At 61.5% G+C, this 16,337-nt stretch carries 11 protein-coding genes; all 11 read right to left on the bottom strand.

The annotated features are described in order from the left end of the window. Positions 1-3 precede the first annotated feature (3 nt). The 11 genes from Q1A51_RS11440 to Q1A51_RS11390 are packed head-to-tail and all read right to left on the bottom strand — an operon-like array spanning position 4 to position 16,335. Entirely contained in the window at positions 4-3,408 is a 3,405-nt protein-coding gene (locus Q1A51_RS11440; RefSeq protein WP_299605077.1) for a DUF6519 domain-containing protein, read from the bottom strand. Positions 3,409-3,426: 18 nt separating this feature from the next. Beyond that, positions 3,427-5,562: a hypothetical protein gene (locus Q1A51_RS11435; RefSeq protein ID WP_299605079.1), complete on the bottom strand. Its 2,136-nt coding sequence runs from the start codon at positions 5,560-5,562 to the stop codon at positions 3,427-3,429. Then, a complete protein-coding gene (locus tag Q1A51_RS11430; protein ID WP_299605081.1) occupies positions 5,559-8,372 on the bottom strand; it encodes a hypothetical protein in 2,814 nt (937 codons plus the stop codon). The genes Q1A51_RS11435 and Q1A51_RS11430 overlap by 4 nt, the downstream gene beginning before the upstream one ends. Then, complete coding sequence (locus tag Q1A51_RS11425; protein WP_299605084.1) at positions 8,369-10,879, bottom strand: putative baseplate assembly protein; 2,511 nt, start codon at positions 10,877-10,879, stop codon at positions 8,369-8,371. The genes Q1A51_RS11430 and Q1A51_RS11425 overlap by 4 nt, the downstream gene beginning before the upstream one ends. Beyond that, positions 10,876-11,241 carry a GPW/gp25 family protein gene (locus Q1A51_RS11420; RefSeq protein WP_299605086.1) on the bottom strand — a complete coding sequence of 122 codons (366 nt, stop codon included), beginning with the start codon at positions 11,239-11,241 and terminating at the stop codon, positions 10,876-10,878. The genes Q1A51_RS11425 and Q1A51_RS11420 overlap by 4 nt, the downstream gene beginning before the upstream one ends. After that, positions 11,242-11,562, bottom strand: coding sequence for a hypothetical protein (locus Q1A51_RS11415; protein WP_299605088.1), 321 nt, complete (start codon positions 11,560-11,562; stop codon positions 11,242-11,244). It abuts the gene before it with no gap. A gap of 23 nt (positions 11,563-11,585) precedes the next feature. Further along, positions 11,586-12,095, bottom strand: coding sequence for a phage baseplate assembly protein V (locus tag Q1A51_RS11410; protein WP_299605090.1), 510 nt, complete (start codon positions 12,093-12,095; stop codon positions 11,586-11,588). Next, a complete protein-coding gene (locus tag Q1A51_RS11405) occupies positions 12,092-13,219 on the bottom strand; it encodes a hypothetical protein (RefSeq protein WP_299605092.1) in 1,128 nt (375 codons plus the stop codon). Before Q1A51_RS11405 ends, Q1A51_RS11410 begins: the two co-directional genes overlap by 4 nt. Continuing rightward, positions 13,216-13,578: a hypothetical protein gene (locus Q1A51_RS11400; protein ID WP_299605095.1), complete on the bottom strand. Its 363-nt coding sequence runs from the start codon at positions 13,576-13,578 to the stop codon at positions 13,216-13,218. The genes Q1A51_RS11405 and Q1A51_RS11400 overlap by 4 nt, the downstream gene beginning before the upstream one ends. Continuing rightward, positions 13,575-14,231: a hypothetical protein gene (locus Q1A51_RS11395; protein WP_299605098.1), complete on the bottom strand. Its 657-nt coding sequence runs from the start codon at positions 14,229-14,231 to the stop codon at positions 13,575-13,577. Before Q1A51_RS11395 ends, Q1A51_RS11400 begins: the two co-directional genes overlap by 4 nt. Positions 14,232-14,241: 10 nt before the next feature. Then, the gene (locus Q1A51_RS11390; RefSeq protein ID WP_299605101.1) at positions 14,242-16,335 is read right to left on the bottom strand and encodes a DUF4157 domain-containing protein; all 2,094 of its coding nucleotides are present in this window, start codon (positions 16,333-16,335) and stop codon (positions 14,242-14,244) included. Between the last annotated feature and the right edge of the window lie 2 nt (positions 16,336-16,337).

The following is a 16,337-nucleotide window of genomic DNA, read 5'->3' as shown; positions in this document are numbered from 1 at the left end:
TCTCTAAGCTTGCAGATTCAGCGCCGAAAACGGTGCCGGAAGACCGCCACCGTTCAACTGAATGCCCGCAGTCGTGATATTGCCGATCGGCGTCGCCGCGCCCGCGGCCCCTGTGGCCAGCCGCATGGAAAGCGCATCTGTCTGATGCGTCACCGTGTTGGAACCTGCAGAAAGCCGCTGCGAACCGATCAGGACGACCTCAGAAAGTCCACCTCCGCTTTGCAGATCGCACTGGTTCTGGCTGAAATCGAGGCTGCGCGCGCCCGGATCAACAAGCGAGACCAAAGGACCCAGCAATTGCCGGTTGCTCCGCACTTGATTGCCCTTCACCGAAATCTGGCTCGGCAGGTTGCGCGAAGCGACCGTAAATCGCGCCGCCGAGGCGCGAAACATCGTTCCTTCGACAGCCACAAAAGCCAGCGCCTCACGTGCTACCGTTGGCGCGACGGCCACGAACCCCGTGGCAAGCGTCCCGATCTCAGCACCGATATCCGCGTCGAACCGCCCGACTTGGATAGCCCGCCAGTTGACGATGTCGTTCGGCCCCAAATCATCCTCGATCTCGACGATCCGGTTGTCCGAAATCGTCAGACCAAAGAATGGCGACGCAGCAAGTATCCCGAACGTCCGCGGTCCCGGATCGCGTGGCCCGATCTCCGAGATGGAGTTGTGCGCGATGTCCACGCTCCCGCTCCCTTGGATAGCGATCCCGGCGAAGCTCTCTTGGCCAGCACCCGTCTGGCCCACAGCCCGCACCGAATTGCCGATAATCTGGCCGGACGCCGCGGCCGTCAGCAGAATGCCCGCAGCGCCAAACTGTGCACCCGTCCCGCTCACATCTTCGATCATGTTATTGTCGATAGCGACATGTCGGATCTCGGCCTCTGCCGTCGTCGCAATCCCGGCTTCGGCGCACTCTCGGATGATATTGCGCTTGATCAGCAGCGTATCATGCAGCCCGGCGATGCGAATGCCCGCCCCCGAAAGCTCAAAGATCGTGTTGCCGATGATCTGTGCGTCCGTTGTTGCCTCGGGCACAAGATTGGGCAACAGCCTGATACCGTCTCCTGCCTCATCCCCGCCTGAAATCTCGCAATCCTGCACCCGCGTCGTATTGGCACCCAGTACCATTGCCGCAGCATCAGAGACGACGGTGCTTGTCTCTATCGAAAGGCTTGCTGCCGGGATTTCCGCCCAGTTGATCCGCACACCTTCTCCATTAGAGAACACCAGATTGCGCGACAGAAGCGCAGCCGAGATGTTGATCGCCGCCCGGTCGATCTGGATGCCAAAGCGGCCTCCAAAGAGAATGCTGTCAAGCACGCGCAGCTCTGCAAAGGCTGCAAACTGCAGGTCGCCATCCTCGTCGAGCCCGAACGAGGAGCGCGAGCCAAACGCCACTGGCGCAACCACAACGCACTCCTCTACCTTTGCGCCCAACTGGGTGCCGTCAAAAGCGATCCCGTGATCCACTCGCTCTTCCGGGTCGTCGCTGAACACCAGCACCGCCAACCGCCGCAGCGCAACAAGGCCTGCATTGATCGCGGTCACCCCATGTGTGATGGGGATATTGCCCAAGTTGTCTTCCTCTGGCGCCACCAGCAGCGAAAAGCGCTCCAACTGGATGTCGTTGGCCGTGTCGATCTGAATGGCACCGCCCGCCCCCTGATAGACAAGGATCGTACCGATCCCTTGGCCCGTCAGCTTCACTGCGTTGCGGTTGGTTATGACAATGGGATCGCCAAGAAGATAATTGCCAGCCTCAAGGCATACCGTGCCCCCTGCCGCCTCCACCTGATTGATCGCATCCTGAATGGTCAATGAACCAGAATTGTGTTCTTCGGCCGTCACGCAGACGGTGCAAAAGCATCCCTCAACTTCCGTATCGCCCCCCTCGAATTCCGGCGGCCAGAATACTCGGCAGTCGAGCACCAACCCGCCCGCCGCCGCTGTCGGAAAGCGCACGACGGCCAGTCGGCAGTAGTGTCGCTGGATGCCCTCGGGAGGTGCTGTCCGCAGCTCATTGATCTGCGTGCCAGCCGTCCGAGCCTCGAAGCGCCAATAGTCCATCTCGCGAAACCGGCCCGTTGCATCCGCAGTCGAAAACTCCACCGTAATTCCCGATTCCAGCACCAAGACTGTACCCGCAGGCGGCACCGGGATCAGCCCATCGGAACCCGGCGCATCGAGATCGACCCATTCCGCCCCGTCCGTCTCTCGGATCACCCCCCTCTGATCCCAGCGGACCAGCCGCGTGCGGCGCACAGCGACCGTATCATCGCCCGCGCCTGAGGGCACCAAATCCGCATTCTCCACATCCGCGTCGATGGCTGCCTCGAATTCGATCTCTCGCGTTTCGGCATTCACCACCGCAACCCTTAGCATCACGCCGGAACGGTGGGTGAACTCCCTGTGATCGTCTGTCAGCTCCACCCAATCGCCTTCGCGAAACCGCAAGATCTCATCCCGTCCGATCCGATTCAACACGACGCTCTCATTTGTGCTGCCGATGCTCTCGACAGCGCTCACGACCGAGGCGTTCTCCCGACTGAACTTGAACCGCGCATCCTCCTGATCTGGCGGATTCCCGTTTTCATCCACCTCGCCAACAGAGTGCAACTCGACACGGTAAAGCTGGTTCTCGATCCCCGAATACCCCTCGGTCGGCGGCACCAGGCACGGATCCTCAGGATCTTCCACATCCACTGTCCCGGTCGTCAGCCGCGCGGTCGAGGGCGCGATCTCTGCCTCCCACCCGGGGATATCTTCGTCTGGAGTCTGGCAGTTGGTCGCCCGCGGCACATCGAACGTGCGCACCTGCCAGACCGTCTGCCATCGCGTTGTGGTATCGACACCTCCCAGAGCGGGCTCCAATAGATCTGGCCGCTCGATCGGTGTCACCTCCCGCTGCCAGGCCACAACGTAAGCCAGTGCTGTGCCGCCGATGGGCAAGTCTACTGGCGTCGGCCAGTAGGGCTGGTTGAGGTAATTGACGAAATCCCCTTCTTCGGGCGAGATCAACTCGTCCAGCACTCCTTCGGGGTCGCCAAGATCGTCATTGGTCGTGTTGGGCCTGCTTCGATCAAATACAGGATCGGGCGACGCGGGCGCCTCGTCCGTAAAATTCGCAACCCCGTGGCACTCGAGCAGCAGCCCATGCAGATACTTTCGCCCTCGTCCGATTTCCAACCCACCTTCGTCCGTCAGCCGGATCTCGAAACCCGTCATCGTCTCCCGCGGCACCACGGCACGTCCAATGGTATCTACGGTGCCCGCCCGGATCCGCCGCTCGAACATCTCGACCATCTCGTTCCAGTCGCTGTCCAGAACCGCACGACCTTGCTGAAGGAACACCCCGGCATAATCCCGCAGGGCATCGAAACTGTCTCTGCTGTAGTCACCACTCATCGGCGTGTTCCTCCAAAATCAAGTTTCATAGAAAATCCCGGCCTCCAGTCCGAAGCGCAGATATTCGTCAAGACGAATACGCAGGTTCGTTTCGCGCTGTGGAGCAAAGAGAAGATGGTAAACGCCCATCTCACTCTCATCCGAAGCGCCGGTGCGAACCTCCAACGGTGCCGCTTGTCGGAGTTGGCAATAGGCAGGGTGGCTGGCGCTCAGTGCGGTAAAACTTGGCACAAGCCACCGTGTGATCCGCCGGATGATGAGCTGCCGTACCATCTGGCTCACCGGCCCACTCTCCTCGGCCACCGCAATCGCCTGATCGATGCTTAGTTGCGGTTGGCAACGATAGCGCCTTGGCGTGATCGCATCTTGCGGAATCCAGGAAAACCGCATGCATCCCGCTTGTCGCTGGAGCGCGCGGATCGGCGCCCCTGGCCCCGGGCTCCGCGCAAAAAGAATGGAATTCGAAACCAGCGGAAACGCTCGTGCCGTTATTCGTCCGATCACGGTGCTCGCGATGATCGTCAATGCACCGGCTGGTTGGTTTACCCCGCCCGTCCCCCGAATGGCCCGCGCCTCGGCGCTGTCCCCTGAATCGGCGGCAGCGGCATCGACAATACTATCCCGTATCTCCGCATTTGTCGTTTCGTCCATCAGGATCGGCCCGGTGACGCTGTGCGTCAGAAACAGTTCCAGCCCGACCGTGTTCACTGTGAGGCTCGAAGCATTCGGGCTTTGTGGGGCACCCGTATCGGTGAAACGCCGCCCCGGGATCAGCGTGCAATGGCGGAGCGTCACCTCTTTCAGTGACACGTCACCCACTTCCCGAATATTCACCCGTTGCCCTTCGACGACAAGCCCGTCGAGGATCACACGGCCGTCTACCCCGCCCTCAATCTGCATCGGGTTGGCTGGGCGCAGGATCGGGCGGAACCCGTCGGCCGCCCGCAGCACGATCTCCCCGCCGTCTGCCACGGAGATCACAACATTGCCTGTGAACACGTCGTTGGAGGCAATTTCAACGATGCCGCCCGCATCCGTCAGTGCATCGATCGCGGCCTGGATCGTAGCGTGCTGGCTTGGTACTTCGCGCACCTCCGCCTCTGGCAATCCTGCCAGGCCCTCCGCACGATTGTACTCTCCTCCACCGATCCGCGCCGGAAAGCCAGTGTGATAGCTCACCCGCACCTCACCCGCTGGCGCTTCCGGAAAGGCGAGCCGCCCAAGCTCCGGATCCACGCGCACGCCCGCCACCTCACCCTCCGGGGGGTTGGGCGGCACATGGTTCCAGCCAACGCCATCATCCGAAAGATCACAGGCTTCGATCTCCTCCAACGGCACTCCGACGCCATCAACGAAGATCTCGAAAGCTCTCGGATACCATTCGGCAACATCCGCATCCAATGCCCGCCGCGTTAGATCTCCTGGCACGTGCCGCGGCGCGGAGATACTTGCAATCGTATCCTCTGGCGCGGGCCGGTTCACCAACTGCCTCGGCGCTCCTAGCGCATCAAAAAGAAAGCGCATCGCGTCGACTTCCCGCACGGGAGCGCGCGTCAGTTGCATGGGGATCAACCGCCAGAGATGCAGCCCGATGTTTTGCAGATTGTGCGTGCCCCCAATACTCTCCCGCCCCGGCGATTGCTGGATAGAGCGTACATCCACGGTTTGCGAAACCCGATCAAACGCCTTGTTTAATGGCTCAAGATCCAAAGGATCATGCAGATCCGGCCCTAGGTGATGCGCGGGCCGGATATGGTTCGTATGCTGGCACGTCGCGACCACCTGAAAATACTCAACCACATGCGCTGGCCACCCCGTGACATCCCGCGCCAGTTGCTCGAGCACCGCCGCCGTACCCTTCCTGCGCCGGTAGCCGATGGTATTCGCCACCTCCGCCCGGTTGCCGACATCCGTGCCTTCGATCTGGTGAAGCGTCCGGTAGCCAATCGTGCCGCCGATGTAAGGTGAAGCCCAGTCCGCACAGGTCTCGATAAAGAGATTGTCGAGCAACTGCTCGATATTCTCCTCAACCACAGCACCCTCGCGCGCCAGCACTGCCATCAACGCGCGCAGCGGCTCGCCCTGATCCGCATCGCGAAGCCGGTGCACAGCTGGCAGCAGCTCGTACAAAGCTTCTGATGTGATCCGGTTCATGACATCACCTCCAGCTTATCAAGCGCACCTGGCGCAAGTGTCAGGATTTCTGCAGGCAGAAGTTCACCGTCGGTTCCTTGCCGCCCCTGCTGCGAAATCAGCCGGGCATGGGCGATCTGTACTGTCTGAGGCGCCTCCTCCCGGTAGAGCAGATCCACATCAATCGCCGCCACTCCCGGCACCCGATGCGCCGCCACGGCCACTTCGCTCAATGCCAGTAACTGCCCGAAGTCCCGCGCCTCAAAGGAAAACGCCTCGCGCAGCGCAGCCTCGGTGGCAGGCAACACGAGGTCTGCATCATATGCGGTGTCTACGGCGACACGTAGTCCCAGCCGGAAGAACGCAGGCGCGTAAGACAGCAAATCCACTCCCACCAGCGGGTCCCCAAGAGAACGGAACGCCGCCAAGAGATTGGCAAACGTCGTGGAGCCCTCAGGAATTTCCACGCCACCGGGTCCTGCCACAGTCACCACGATCCGCCGCGTCTCTCCCTGCCAAACCCAGCGCGCCTCCGCCTTTGCAATCCCCGGAAAACCGAGCGCAAAGTCGCGATAGTCAGTGAGCGAGACCACACGCCCCAGCGTCAGCGGGTAAATCGGAGCATTCCGCCGCGCATCCTCCTGCCGCTCGGGGTCATCCCCGCCCGTCGCGGGCAGCGGGTTGGTCGTTTCTTTCAATCCCAGGGGTCTGTCCAAAGGCAGTTTCAGCTGCCCGGCACGCACGTTCCCGGCAAGCCCGATCCCCTTGGAGTAATCGGCCACGATATTGTCACGCCCGGCCAGGGGCCGCGCCCCGGAAATCCCGTCACCAAACTCCACAACCGTCTCGCCCGCATCCGTCAGCGATGTCTTGAACACCCGCGCGGACGCGCCCCGCTGGTAAAGATCCGGCACCTCATCCCATTCCGCACCATCCACGCGCAGCGTCAGCGTGCTTTCTATCCCTGTTTCTGTCGGCGCCACCCGATGTGTCACAGGCGCCTCTTTCAGCAGAAACTTCTGAAAGGGTTGCGCAGGATCGCCCGAGCCCAGAATGTCTGTCACCCCTTCTCCATTAGCCGCGCGCGCTATGTTGGCGTGGATGCGCAGGCTCTCCCGGTCGAAGGCCACGGGAAGCGCTTCTTTCAGCGTCAGAACAGTGGGGCCGCCCCCTACCGTCTCGGCACCTTTGAGCACCGCAACGACGGCGGTTTCCGGCGCCGTCTCGTCCGCTGCCACGGTCTCGAGGACCGCATCGACATCTCCGAACACTGTAACGGACCCCTCGTCTCCGGCCTCCGTCCGCACCCGGAAAATCGAGATCGTCACGCCGAAGATGAAGATGGAAATTGGATCGGCCAACAGCGTCAGTAACGCGCCTTTCTCCACCTCCAGCGGGTCGGCATCAGGCCGCGCCACATTCACCGATTGCGTCACAACCCGCAGGCGCGCTGGCTTGCCGCGGAAAATCAGCTTCCGCCCCTCCGGCAGGCCGTCCACCGCATTATTCAGCGTCACGTCGCTACCCGCAACGATGCGCGTCACCGGCGTGTCCGCGAATTGAAGCTCCTCGCTGCCACCGTTCACCGAGAACCGGCGATAGACGGTCTCAAGCCCTACGATTACCGGCAGTAGATCGAACGTTAGCCGGGTCACGTTGCCGCTCAGAGCATATCGCGCTTCCGTATCTGCGCTCGCCGTCTCGATCCGGTGCAGAGTGCTCAAACCTGCGGGCGTCGTGATGACCACCCAGCCACCTTCCACAAAACTCTTGTAAACGAGATCGAGCGAGATCGAGCCGTCTTCAGCGAAGGTAAAAAGCCAATCACCGGACTCCGCATCTGTGCCCGAGATGGTGGAGGGCGAGTTTGGCTGCGGATCATCAGAATAACCGTAGGCATCCCGGTTTCGTTCCCCGATCGAAAGCGGATGCGGCGCGTTGTAGCCGAAGAGTGAAGCCCGGTCGCGTAGCACAAACAAACGCAGACCAGCTGTCGGTCCTGAGGGGCCGGAATTCACACTGTTGAGCGGCCGATCCCAAGTGATCCGCGTGCGGTCGAGCTCCGCAAAGAGCTCCACTCGTACGATGCGCCGTCTGTCCCAAAACGGAGAGTTCGTGCTGAAATCGACAAAATCCTCATCATCGCGTTCCCGGCTGACAAAAAGGATCGTATCGCCCACTTGTAAGGCGGGGCTCCCCGCGAGCCAGGTGGACCTATCCCCGTTCCGTGGCAGCGCCCCCTCGAAAAGCTGCGGCCGCAGCGCATTCCACGCCACCCGCGTCTCAAGGTCTTCGATCGTTTCGAACACCTGTGGCATCTCGCCCGGTCCCGGCTGGCTCTGCACCCGCGTGCCTTCGGGCACGAGAAGCTCTGCCACATCCGCCTCCGCCGCCGGGGGGTCTTCCATCAGGATCACCAGATCGGTCTCAGCAGCAGCACCCGGATGCAGGCGATACCCGATCAACCGCGCCAACTCCCCGATGGAAAGCCGCTCTGTCGCCGTGCCCATATAGGCTTCGTTGGCAAGCCGCTCCTGATAAAAAGTCAGCACATCGCAGGCCGACGCCCAGGCATCAATGAGCGCAATCGAGAAATCGTCATCTTCCCGCGTCCCCAGCCCCCGCAATGCCGGATAGGTGGAAGACGCCAGCCGGGTCAGCATCGACGCCTTGAACTGCCCGTGATCCCCCGCCCGGAATGCTATCGCGGAAAGGTTGGGCCGGTTCTCTGTTGGTCGGAGCGTTGCCAGCTCGGTCCCGTCACAGCAGCCACAAACATCTGGCGCAAAGCCCTCATCCGGGTGGCCAATCCTGATCGGCGCGTCACTCATTTGCCGCCTCCCATCTCGATCTGCAAAGCACCCCGCTCGGGGAAGTTCGGATCATTCTCCAGCTGCGCAATCTCCAGCCGCCCAAACTCCAGCACACCATCCAGCAAAGGCGCCGGGTCGGTCCGCCCCCGCCGCCGGAAATGCAATGCCTCGACAGACTCCACACCCTCGATCTCCATCACCCGTGCGTAGATCGCCGATAGGTAAAGGGGCTGCCCGAAGGTGAAGTTATCGGGATGAAAGAAGCCGATGCTGCCATCGGGTAACCGCTCAGCCGAAAGGGCAGCCAGGACATCGGCGCGGACCTGGGAACGAAAGTGTTCGCGACCGGCACAAACGAAAAGCGCGACCTCAAGGGCCGCAAAACGCGGCGCGTCGATCTCAAGATCGTATCCAGCCATACGAAACCGGTCGAGATAGGTGCGTAACTCCGCCTCGAAATCCGCCGTTACAGGGCGTCCGGCAAAGCGATCCACGGTCACGAACACCGTGTGCCCGTGCCCGTTCCACCGAAATGTTGCCGCCGCCCGCTGCACATCGCGGAACGTCTCGGCCCGCCGCGCGTAATCCTCAGGTGTAACTGCCCGCTCCTGCCGCCGATAGGCGTAGGGCGCAGCCTGCCGCACCTCCTCCATTCCCTCGGGATCGACGCCACCCGTCGCCGGTAGCGGATTCCTCACAACCGTTATGTTCGCCACACCCGTAATCGCGTGGGCTATTGCCTCGGCGCCGACATTGCCCACACGCCCATTCCCAACGCGATATGTCGCTTCGAATGCCGTGCCGGAATTCGGGCGCCGCCCGTTCTGGTCATCCCCGAAGCGCAACCGCGCAACACCGTCGCGCTCCGTCTCCACGACGAAATGCCTGTCTTCCGGGAAGGAACCAAGCAGATCATTCCGCGCGTCCCACTCCACCGTGCCTGTATCAAGCGTCACATCCGGTCGCCGACCCGCCAGCCCCACGGCGGTTGAAGCAAATGCCGAAGGCGCATCTTCGTCAAACTCGGCGATCTGGCTCACCGGCCCCTCCAACAGTACAGGGCGGAAACGGGGTGGCACCGCTTTCGGCTCCGGGTGGTCACACGGATCGTTCGAGCGCTCAAGTACCAGCCGCAAATGGGGTTCGGGCACTTCGCCGAGTTCTTCCGCCACAATGGTCTGCCCGTGATCGGCCAGCAGTATGTTTCCCAAGGCGCGAGACACTCCCACCGCCAGCCCGCCGCCAACAGCATCGTCAAGCCGCGACGAGATACAGAACGGAAAGGGCAGCGCATCCTCTTCTGCCCACCGTATCTCGGTTATGGGCGTGTTCGTCACCAGATCCGTCAGACCCGCCTCGACAGCACACAGCCGCACGGCATGGCGCACCGTCGGGTCCGCATCTGCCTCCAGCCCCGTGCGCGGTCCCACCCGCTCCTCAAAGATCAACACGTCTCCAACGGCGAGGTTTTCGAGATCTCCCTCCAGCGTCGCGCGGGTTGCTCCCTTCGGGAGGCAGCACTCCGCATCCCCCCATTCGTAGAAGTCCATCGTGTTGTGGAGTACGAACAGCTCCTTCTCCGAAAAACTCTGGAACACCAGCGGTCCGGTGTTTAGCGCGTCATCCTCCTCATCGCCGGGGGAGACAACCGGATCAAACCCCGGCACCCGGCTCAAAAATCGCGTGCCGGCCGCAACCGTGGTTCCGTCTGTATCCGTCGCAGCATGAATCCAGACGCGCGCATTCGCCCCGTCATGCATCCGGTAATCGACCAACCGCGCGTGACGCCGGATCGAGGAACGAAGACGCGCCGTCGCCAGATAGCTCTCGGTCCCCACCGCATCTTGCGCATAGCTCAGCCGATCGGCCGTATACGCCAGCGCTTCCACAAGCGTGATCCCCAGATCCGCCGGGTTCCGCTCCTGCCAGTCCGGCATGATCTGCGCCATCCGCCCCAGCATCAGGCGGCGGAAGGTTTGGTAGTCCTTGGCAAGGTAAGACAGCGATGGCTGCTCCGGCGCGTCTTCGGGGCAGACATGGGCTGGCGCGCAATCAAAATCGGTGGGGCATTCTACCTTGAAGGAAAAGTTTACCTCCGAAAGCACACGATCTATGCCCGGCGGCGGCGTCAATGCATTTGGGCCGGCGACAAGGCGCAGCGTATAGCCAGCATAATCTCCGGCGGAATCCGTCCTTAGCACAAGGACGTTCGCAGGCTCCGGCAGCGTTCCAAGATATGTAAGCAATCCGGGCTCGGCCAAGTTCATATCCGGCGCATCGGCGGCCATCACCCACTCGATTGCAACGCCGGTGATCCGTTCCCCGCCGACCAGCTCGAAATTCTGCACTGTCAGTGCTGGCGCCGTTCCCAAAAACCGCAGGAGCAGCGTTTGTTGTGGGGCCACATCATCCGGCGCCTCGTTGTCCAACACCTCAAGAAAATCGATACCATTGATGGCCGCACCGCCATCAATAGCTTCCAGGACAAGCTCCCGCCGCCTGGGATCGCAGCAATGATAGATCATATGCCTTCTCCCAATCGGAACGTCGTCGTGCTCAAGCTGTCGGAGCGCAAAATCCGATACACGATCGTTATCTCAATCGCGGCTTCGACCGCCTCTGCTGTGATCTCCTCAACCGAAATTCGCTGCCCAAGGTACTGCTGCAACGCCCCGCGGATCATGAACTCCGCTGTCGCTGCCGCTTCTGGTGTTGCGGTACCAAACACAAGCTGCAGTACACCTGCGCCAAATTCTGGCCGGTTCACACGCTCGCCCGGATTGGTGAACAGAACCTGCTCAATGAGATCGCGGATATGTTCCTCCTCGGACGTCTCCGCCGTTCGGTCCCGCCCATCGAAGCCATATGGAAACTCAAGCTGCATCATTTAGCTCCCAACCACACGTGTTTGGCTCTGTACCGGGATCAAAGGCGTTCCAGTTGGCGCGCAAACACTGGCACTATCGAGTAGAACCGCAGGTGCGCCTGCAATGAACACCCGTGTCGCTGCCACGACGTAGGTGGCCGTCACACACGGCCCGTTGCCAGCAAGCGGCACAAATCCGCAACCCGCAACCGTCCAAACCGATGTCTGCGCCACAGCGGGCTGACCGGACACCAGCACCCGTGGATTGGGTGCCACAGGAAAAGCCTGCCCACCGTGTGAACATGTCACGGTCGCCCCGAGATGCAGCATTGGTCCTGGCATGATCTCCCTCTCAAATTCCCTGTTTAAATGACTGTCAGCGCTCCATTGTTTACCGTCACTGTTGGCCCTACCAACGTGATCGAGGCCCCGCGCCCGTTCTGGATGTAGATGCCGGTATCATTCACGATCAAAGAAGCCCCGGCGGTGGTTTTCAGCACGATCCCACCCGTGGGTCCCGGCAGGTCCGTCACCGTCACCCCATTCTGCAGGGTCGTCTGCATCGTCAAAGACGACACACCGGGCGGCGTGATGTTCGCAAGTGCAGGCACCTCTGCAGCAGAACCAAAGAAGCCGCCTGTCCAGATGGGATAATCCGGATCGCCTTTCTCGAACTCGATCCACACGCCCGCGCCAATTGGCGGCACCGCTAAACTTCCGGTCTGAATGCCTGCCATTGGAAAACACGGCATCGCCCAGCTGGACAACGCCACGCCCGACACATCCGGCACAATCGCCTGGATCCGGCCCGTCAGCAGGGGATCGACGTTGTTCACGACCGTCCCCCGATACTTTCCGTAGTACGTCTCCGTCATACCGGCACCGACGCACGGGTCGGCAACAGCCCGCTCCTCTTCAGGGTGAAAGACTGCTTGTACGAACCGCGCGAAAGATCGTGGGTCACGCTGTCGACGTAATGCACGCCGTCAAACGCCCGCCCGGCACCCCGCACACCCACAAGGCTCCGTGCCCGCAAGATCCGACCATAGCGCAACACGTCGATCCGCCCGCGCCCGCGCACCGGGTCGCTTCGCTGGGCCGCCGCCGCGAACCCCCGCACCACAGCCTCGTAAGGGTTCAACCGCGCTGTGTTCTTCAAGCGGTTGATCTTGGGTGGGGGCGGTACGATCGCTCCATGCGGCAGATGAAACGGATGCGCGCTCGGAATGGGGATCGGGATAGGCGCTTTGGTATTGCGCTCCTGAATGTAAACCACAGGAACCTCGAACTCATCCTTCCCGAAACTGAAAGAAAGCTCTTCTGTATTGGTCGAAAACCCGCTCTCTGCTGTCAACGCAGGCTGCACGTCGCCCAGTCGGATCTCCGGCCCCCAATAGGCAACCGATGTCGCAGGCGCCGGTCCCGGCTTCAGAAAGAACGTGTATCCAGCCTCCCTCGCCAGGGCGCGAACGTAGGCCAGATCACTGTCCTGATGCCTGGGGATGCGGTCTGTCGGCAGCGGCGGACTCTCCAACGAGGGAATGATCTGAGGGATCACGCCCAGCCAGGCATACTTCGCCAACACCAACCCAACCCGCGCAAAGGGCGGCATAGCGGGATATGGAATGCCGGAGAAATCGAAGTAGTCCATCGCCGCTGTCACATCCTTGCCTTTAACCGAAAGCATCGACGGCTCACTGCCTGATCCGGGTTGCAAATCCGTCTTCTCAACAACGCCGTTGATCAGGCTCACTGCCTGCCCATTGATCGTTGCCAACAAAGCCACCCGCAGGATCGGCAACGCCGCCCCACCTGCCAGCAGGAAGATCGTGTTCAGGGGCGAGTCCTTCTCAAGCGCGAACATCATCTCGAAGCCGCTCGCTGTCTCTCCCGAATTCTCCATCACCTTCACAGATTGCAACGCATCGACGACCGCGCGCGGGGCCGCCACCGGTACACCCGGCCCGAAGAGCACCGAAAGATTGATCCCCTTGATCACAACTCTTCCTCCGCGCCCGGCACGCCCTGGGGCAGCGTCAAACGCACCTCGCGCCCCGGCACCTCAAGTTCCTCGGCAAACACCGCGCCGTTGGCGTCGCACAAATGCCAAAAGCCCTCCGGGTTGCCGATATCGGTGGCGGCGATCTGATCGAGCCGTTCGCCTTGCGTCACCACCCGGTAGGCCTGCGTCGCAAAAGCGTCGGGCTGCGCCACGAACCGGCGCGTCACATACGTGATCACCCGCCCATCAAGGCCCTTGATCGTCTTCGTCGGCAGACCCGAATACCGGCTTTCGGGTGGAAAATCCGTGGCCTCCACGATCCCCGCCTCAAACATCGCCTGAATTGGATTCGTCATGGCAAGCCCCCCACGCCCAAGCCGCTCAGAACACCGCCCCGCGCGCGTCCTGCAAGCTGTTCCTTGTTCTGCAAATAGGCCATGAAAAGGCCGGAGCCGCGATGTGTGAACCCCAGGTCATCCACGGAAAGGACCCGCAAAGAGAGCGAGACCTTCGCGCGGATGGGATTGAGATTTGCGTCGAAGAACTCCTCCGTAATCGACAGAGATGTTACCCGCACTGGCACGATCCGCTTGGCCGACCAGACGAAAAGCGCCAGCGGCGTCTCGGCCGGAGTAATCTCGAACGATCCCGCCGCACCCTGCGCATTCTGCCGCTCCAACTGCGCCGTGGTGGGGTGCAGCATCGTCTCAAGTGCAGAAAGCGCCGGAAAAATTCCGGCTTCCACCGCATCCGGGTTTTCCCGTGGAAACTCCAGCTGATCGGTCGCATCAAGCTCGGCCTCCAGCGTGATAGTCTCCACCGCCGGGCCCGTCAGCCTGAGCGGCTGCGAACGATCCGGCTCGTCCGCGATGCTCTGGACTTCCAGCGAGCGCGAGAGCGTTTCGGACGCATATTGCAAAGTGATGATCCGCTCCACCGCCCCGCTCTCAGGCGAGATCAGCACCAGCCCGGCGCGCGTGAGTTTCGGAGAGCGTGGGAAACCTGTCATTATGAACACCTCATCCCGTCACCACCAGTTTCCACGCTATTGCGGAGTAGGCGTCTGCCATTGTCATCGTTTGATCGGTTGTGAGTTTGTGCCAATCGTCCCCGTGCAGATACTTTTCCCCCTCCTCCTCACGCCCGATAGCCACTTCACCATGCGGCCCTGCCATATGCGCGAATTCGTGCAAGAGAGCATAGGCTCGGCCGTCTCGTGGGCCGGCCGCATACTTGAATCCCGCTGTGCCCCGCAGCCAAGTGCGGCAAAGCCTCACTGTGTTTCCGGCGTTGCGGCTATCCGCGGTTACATAGGCACCGGTTGTGTCGTCACAGTTCTTTGCGCCGCACCGGAAATTCTCGAACGAAACCGAACCCATGCCATTGCGGGCAAGGTTCAATACATCGACAAAGCGTTGAAGTAGCGCCTTGGTCTCGTCGGCATTTCCTTCACCAACTTCATGGTGGGCGATTTCCATCAGCGCGGCGGTAACAGCGTCCGAAGGTCGTTGCGAAGGTTTCAGGCGGGCAATTGCACCATTGGCAACCTCAATGGCTCTTACTAGTGCAGCCTCGATAAGCTTCTGCTGCTCGAGCGTACAGGCTGTCGCAAGATTCTCGATCTCGGCACGATCTGCTTGCCGGAGAGCTTTGCGCGCCTCATCACTCATGGATTGTTGCGCCCGCTTGGCTCCGGCCTTTCTGGCGTTCCTACGGGCGCACCGCAACGCGTCGCGCTGTTCCTTGTTCTTGGCGCGACGCTCTGCCTTCAGCCGTCGCTTGCGGGTGCGAAGCTCGTCCTTCGTCTGGCGGCGCACTTTTCTCCGGGTGCTCTTGGGCAAGTTGCGCGTATCCCCACGCAGGCTGCGCCGCGCTCTCTTTACTCGTTCCAGTTTCGCGTCGAGCGCCAAAGCCTCAGGGTCAATGATATCTACCCGCTCTGGCAGTTTTGACACCATCAGTTGCACCGTCACCGGCTCCGGCAGGTCGGCACCCGTCGCCTGCAATTTGTAGATTGTTTGCTCTGTCTCGCCTTCTGGCCCAGTCAATACTCGCAAGAGAAACGTACCATCTCCACCAACCTCAGCTATCTCGATGCCCGACGTGGCGGATGCCAGCGAAACATCCTCCATCGCCTCAAGGTCTTCGTCTTCAAAAGCCAGTCGGATCGTGTCGCCCACATGGAAGTCGAACTGGGTGAGATCGGCAGCATTCTCCAGAATTTCGGAGTTTACGTCGCCATCTGGATCGTCCGACACCGTTGCCGCAGCGGTGACTGAAGGCTTGAACTCGACATCATCCCCAGTTTGCTCGACGACCGGCTCGCCCTGCTCAGGGCACTCTAGTCTTTGAACACGCGGTTCTGACGCGTTTGCTTGCTGCAACGTATGTACAAGCTCATGCGCCATGAGCCGCCGCCCCTCTGTCGAGGTGCTGTATTCGCCCGGCGCAAAGGCGATGTGATTGTGCAGGGTATAGGCGCGGGCCTTGATATCCCGGGCGGCACTTTGTGCAGAAGCATCCGTGTGAAGTCGCACGCGTGAGAAGTCATAGCCCAATCGCGGCTCGAAGTAGGCCCGGTCCGCAGATGAAAGCGGTTGCCCGCCCGTGGCCACAGCTGCGGCCGCTGCTCCCGTATGCGCGGCAGGTCCCGATACCGCTGGTTTCATCTGGACGCTTTCTTCCTCTTCGTCTTCCATCCGCTGCAGACGATCCGGCTTCATCTGCACTGCTTCCTCTTCATCCTCCTCCGCCATGCGTTGTATCGACTCGGGCTTCATCTGGACCGCCTCGTCCTCCTCCTCGTCCATCCGCTGCAGCGTCTCGGCTTTCATCTGCAACGCGTCATCCTCCTCGGGCTCCGCCTCCATCCGCTGCACCAACGGCGTCGCGGCGATCGGCGCGCCCGTCAGCCCCGCACCCGAGACGACGCGGTCCGCGACCCGATCGGCCTCCTGCTCATACACATCTCCCGGTGCGCCAAGCGTCAGCTTTGGCTGCACTCCGAGTTGCTCGTCAGCCGCACAAGCTGCGCATGCCCCGCCTCCGCCACAGTCGCAGGCCCGCTGCACCACTGCACCGTCGGCAGCTTCAACGGCAACGCTACGCTCCATGG

This window comes from uncultured Tateyamaria sp., from assembly GCF_947496075.1.
GTDB lineage: Bacteria > Pseudomonadota > Alphaproteobacteria > Rhodobacterales > Rhodobacteraceae > Tateyamaria.
This window is presented reverse-complemented; position numbering and strand designations above follow the sequence as displayed.

Excerpts from the sequence above, each read along its gene's own strand:
- Q1A51_RS11440 (WP_299605077.1), bottom strand. The coding sequence starts at position 3,408 with ATGAGTGGTGACTACAGCAGAGACAGTTTCGATGCCCTGCGGGATTAT.
- Q1A51_RS11435 (WP_299605079.1), bottom strand. The coding sequence starts at position 5,562 with ATGAACCGGATCACATCAGAAGCTTTGTACGAGCTGCTGCCAGCTGTG.
- Q1A51_RS11430 (WP_299605081.1), bottom strand. The coding sequence starts at position 8,372 with ATGAGTGACGCGCCGATCAGGATTGGCCACCCGGATGAGGGCTTTGCG.
- Q1A51_RS11425 (WP_299605084.1), bottom strand. The coding sequence starts at position 10,879 with ATGATCTATCATTGCTGCGATCCCAGGCGGCGGGAGCTTGTCCTGGAA.
- Q1A51_RS11420 (WP_299605086.1), bottom strand. The coding sequence starts at position 11,241 with ATGATGCAGCTTGAGTTTCCATATGGCTTCGATGGGCGGGACCGAACG.
- Q1A51_RS11415 (WP_299605088.1), bottom strand. The coding sequence starts at position 11,562 with ATGCCAGGACCAATGCTGCATCTCGGGGCGACCGTGACATGTTCACAC.
- Q1A51_RS11410 (WP_299605090.1), bottom strand. The coding sequence starts at position 12,095 with ATGACGGAGACGTACTACGGAAAGTATCGGGGGACGGTCGTGAACAAC.
- Q1A51_RS11400 (WP_299605095.1), bottom strand. The coding sequence starts at position 13,578 with ATGACGAATCCAATTCAGGCGATGTTTGAGGCGGGGATCGTGGAGGCC.
- Q1A51_RS11395 (WP_299605098.1), bottom strand. The coding sequence starts at position 14,231 with ATGACAGGTTTCCCACGCTCTCCGAAACTCACGCGCGCCGGGCTGGTG.
- Q1A51_RS11390 (WP_299605101.1), bottom strand. The coding sequence starts at position 16,335 with ATGGAGCGTAGCGTTGCCGTTGAAGCTGCCGACGGTGCAGTGGTGCAG.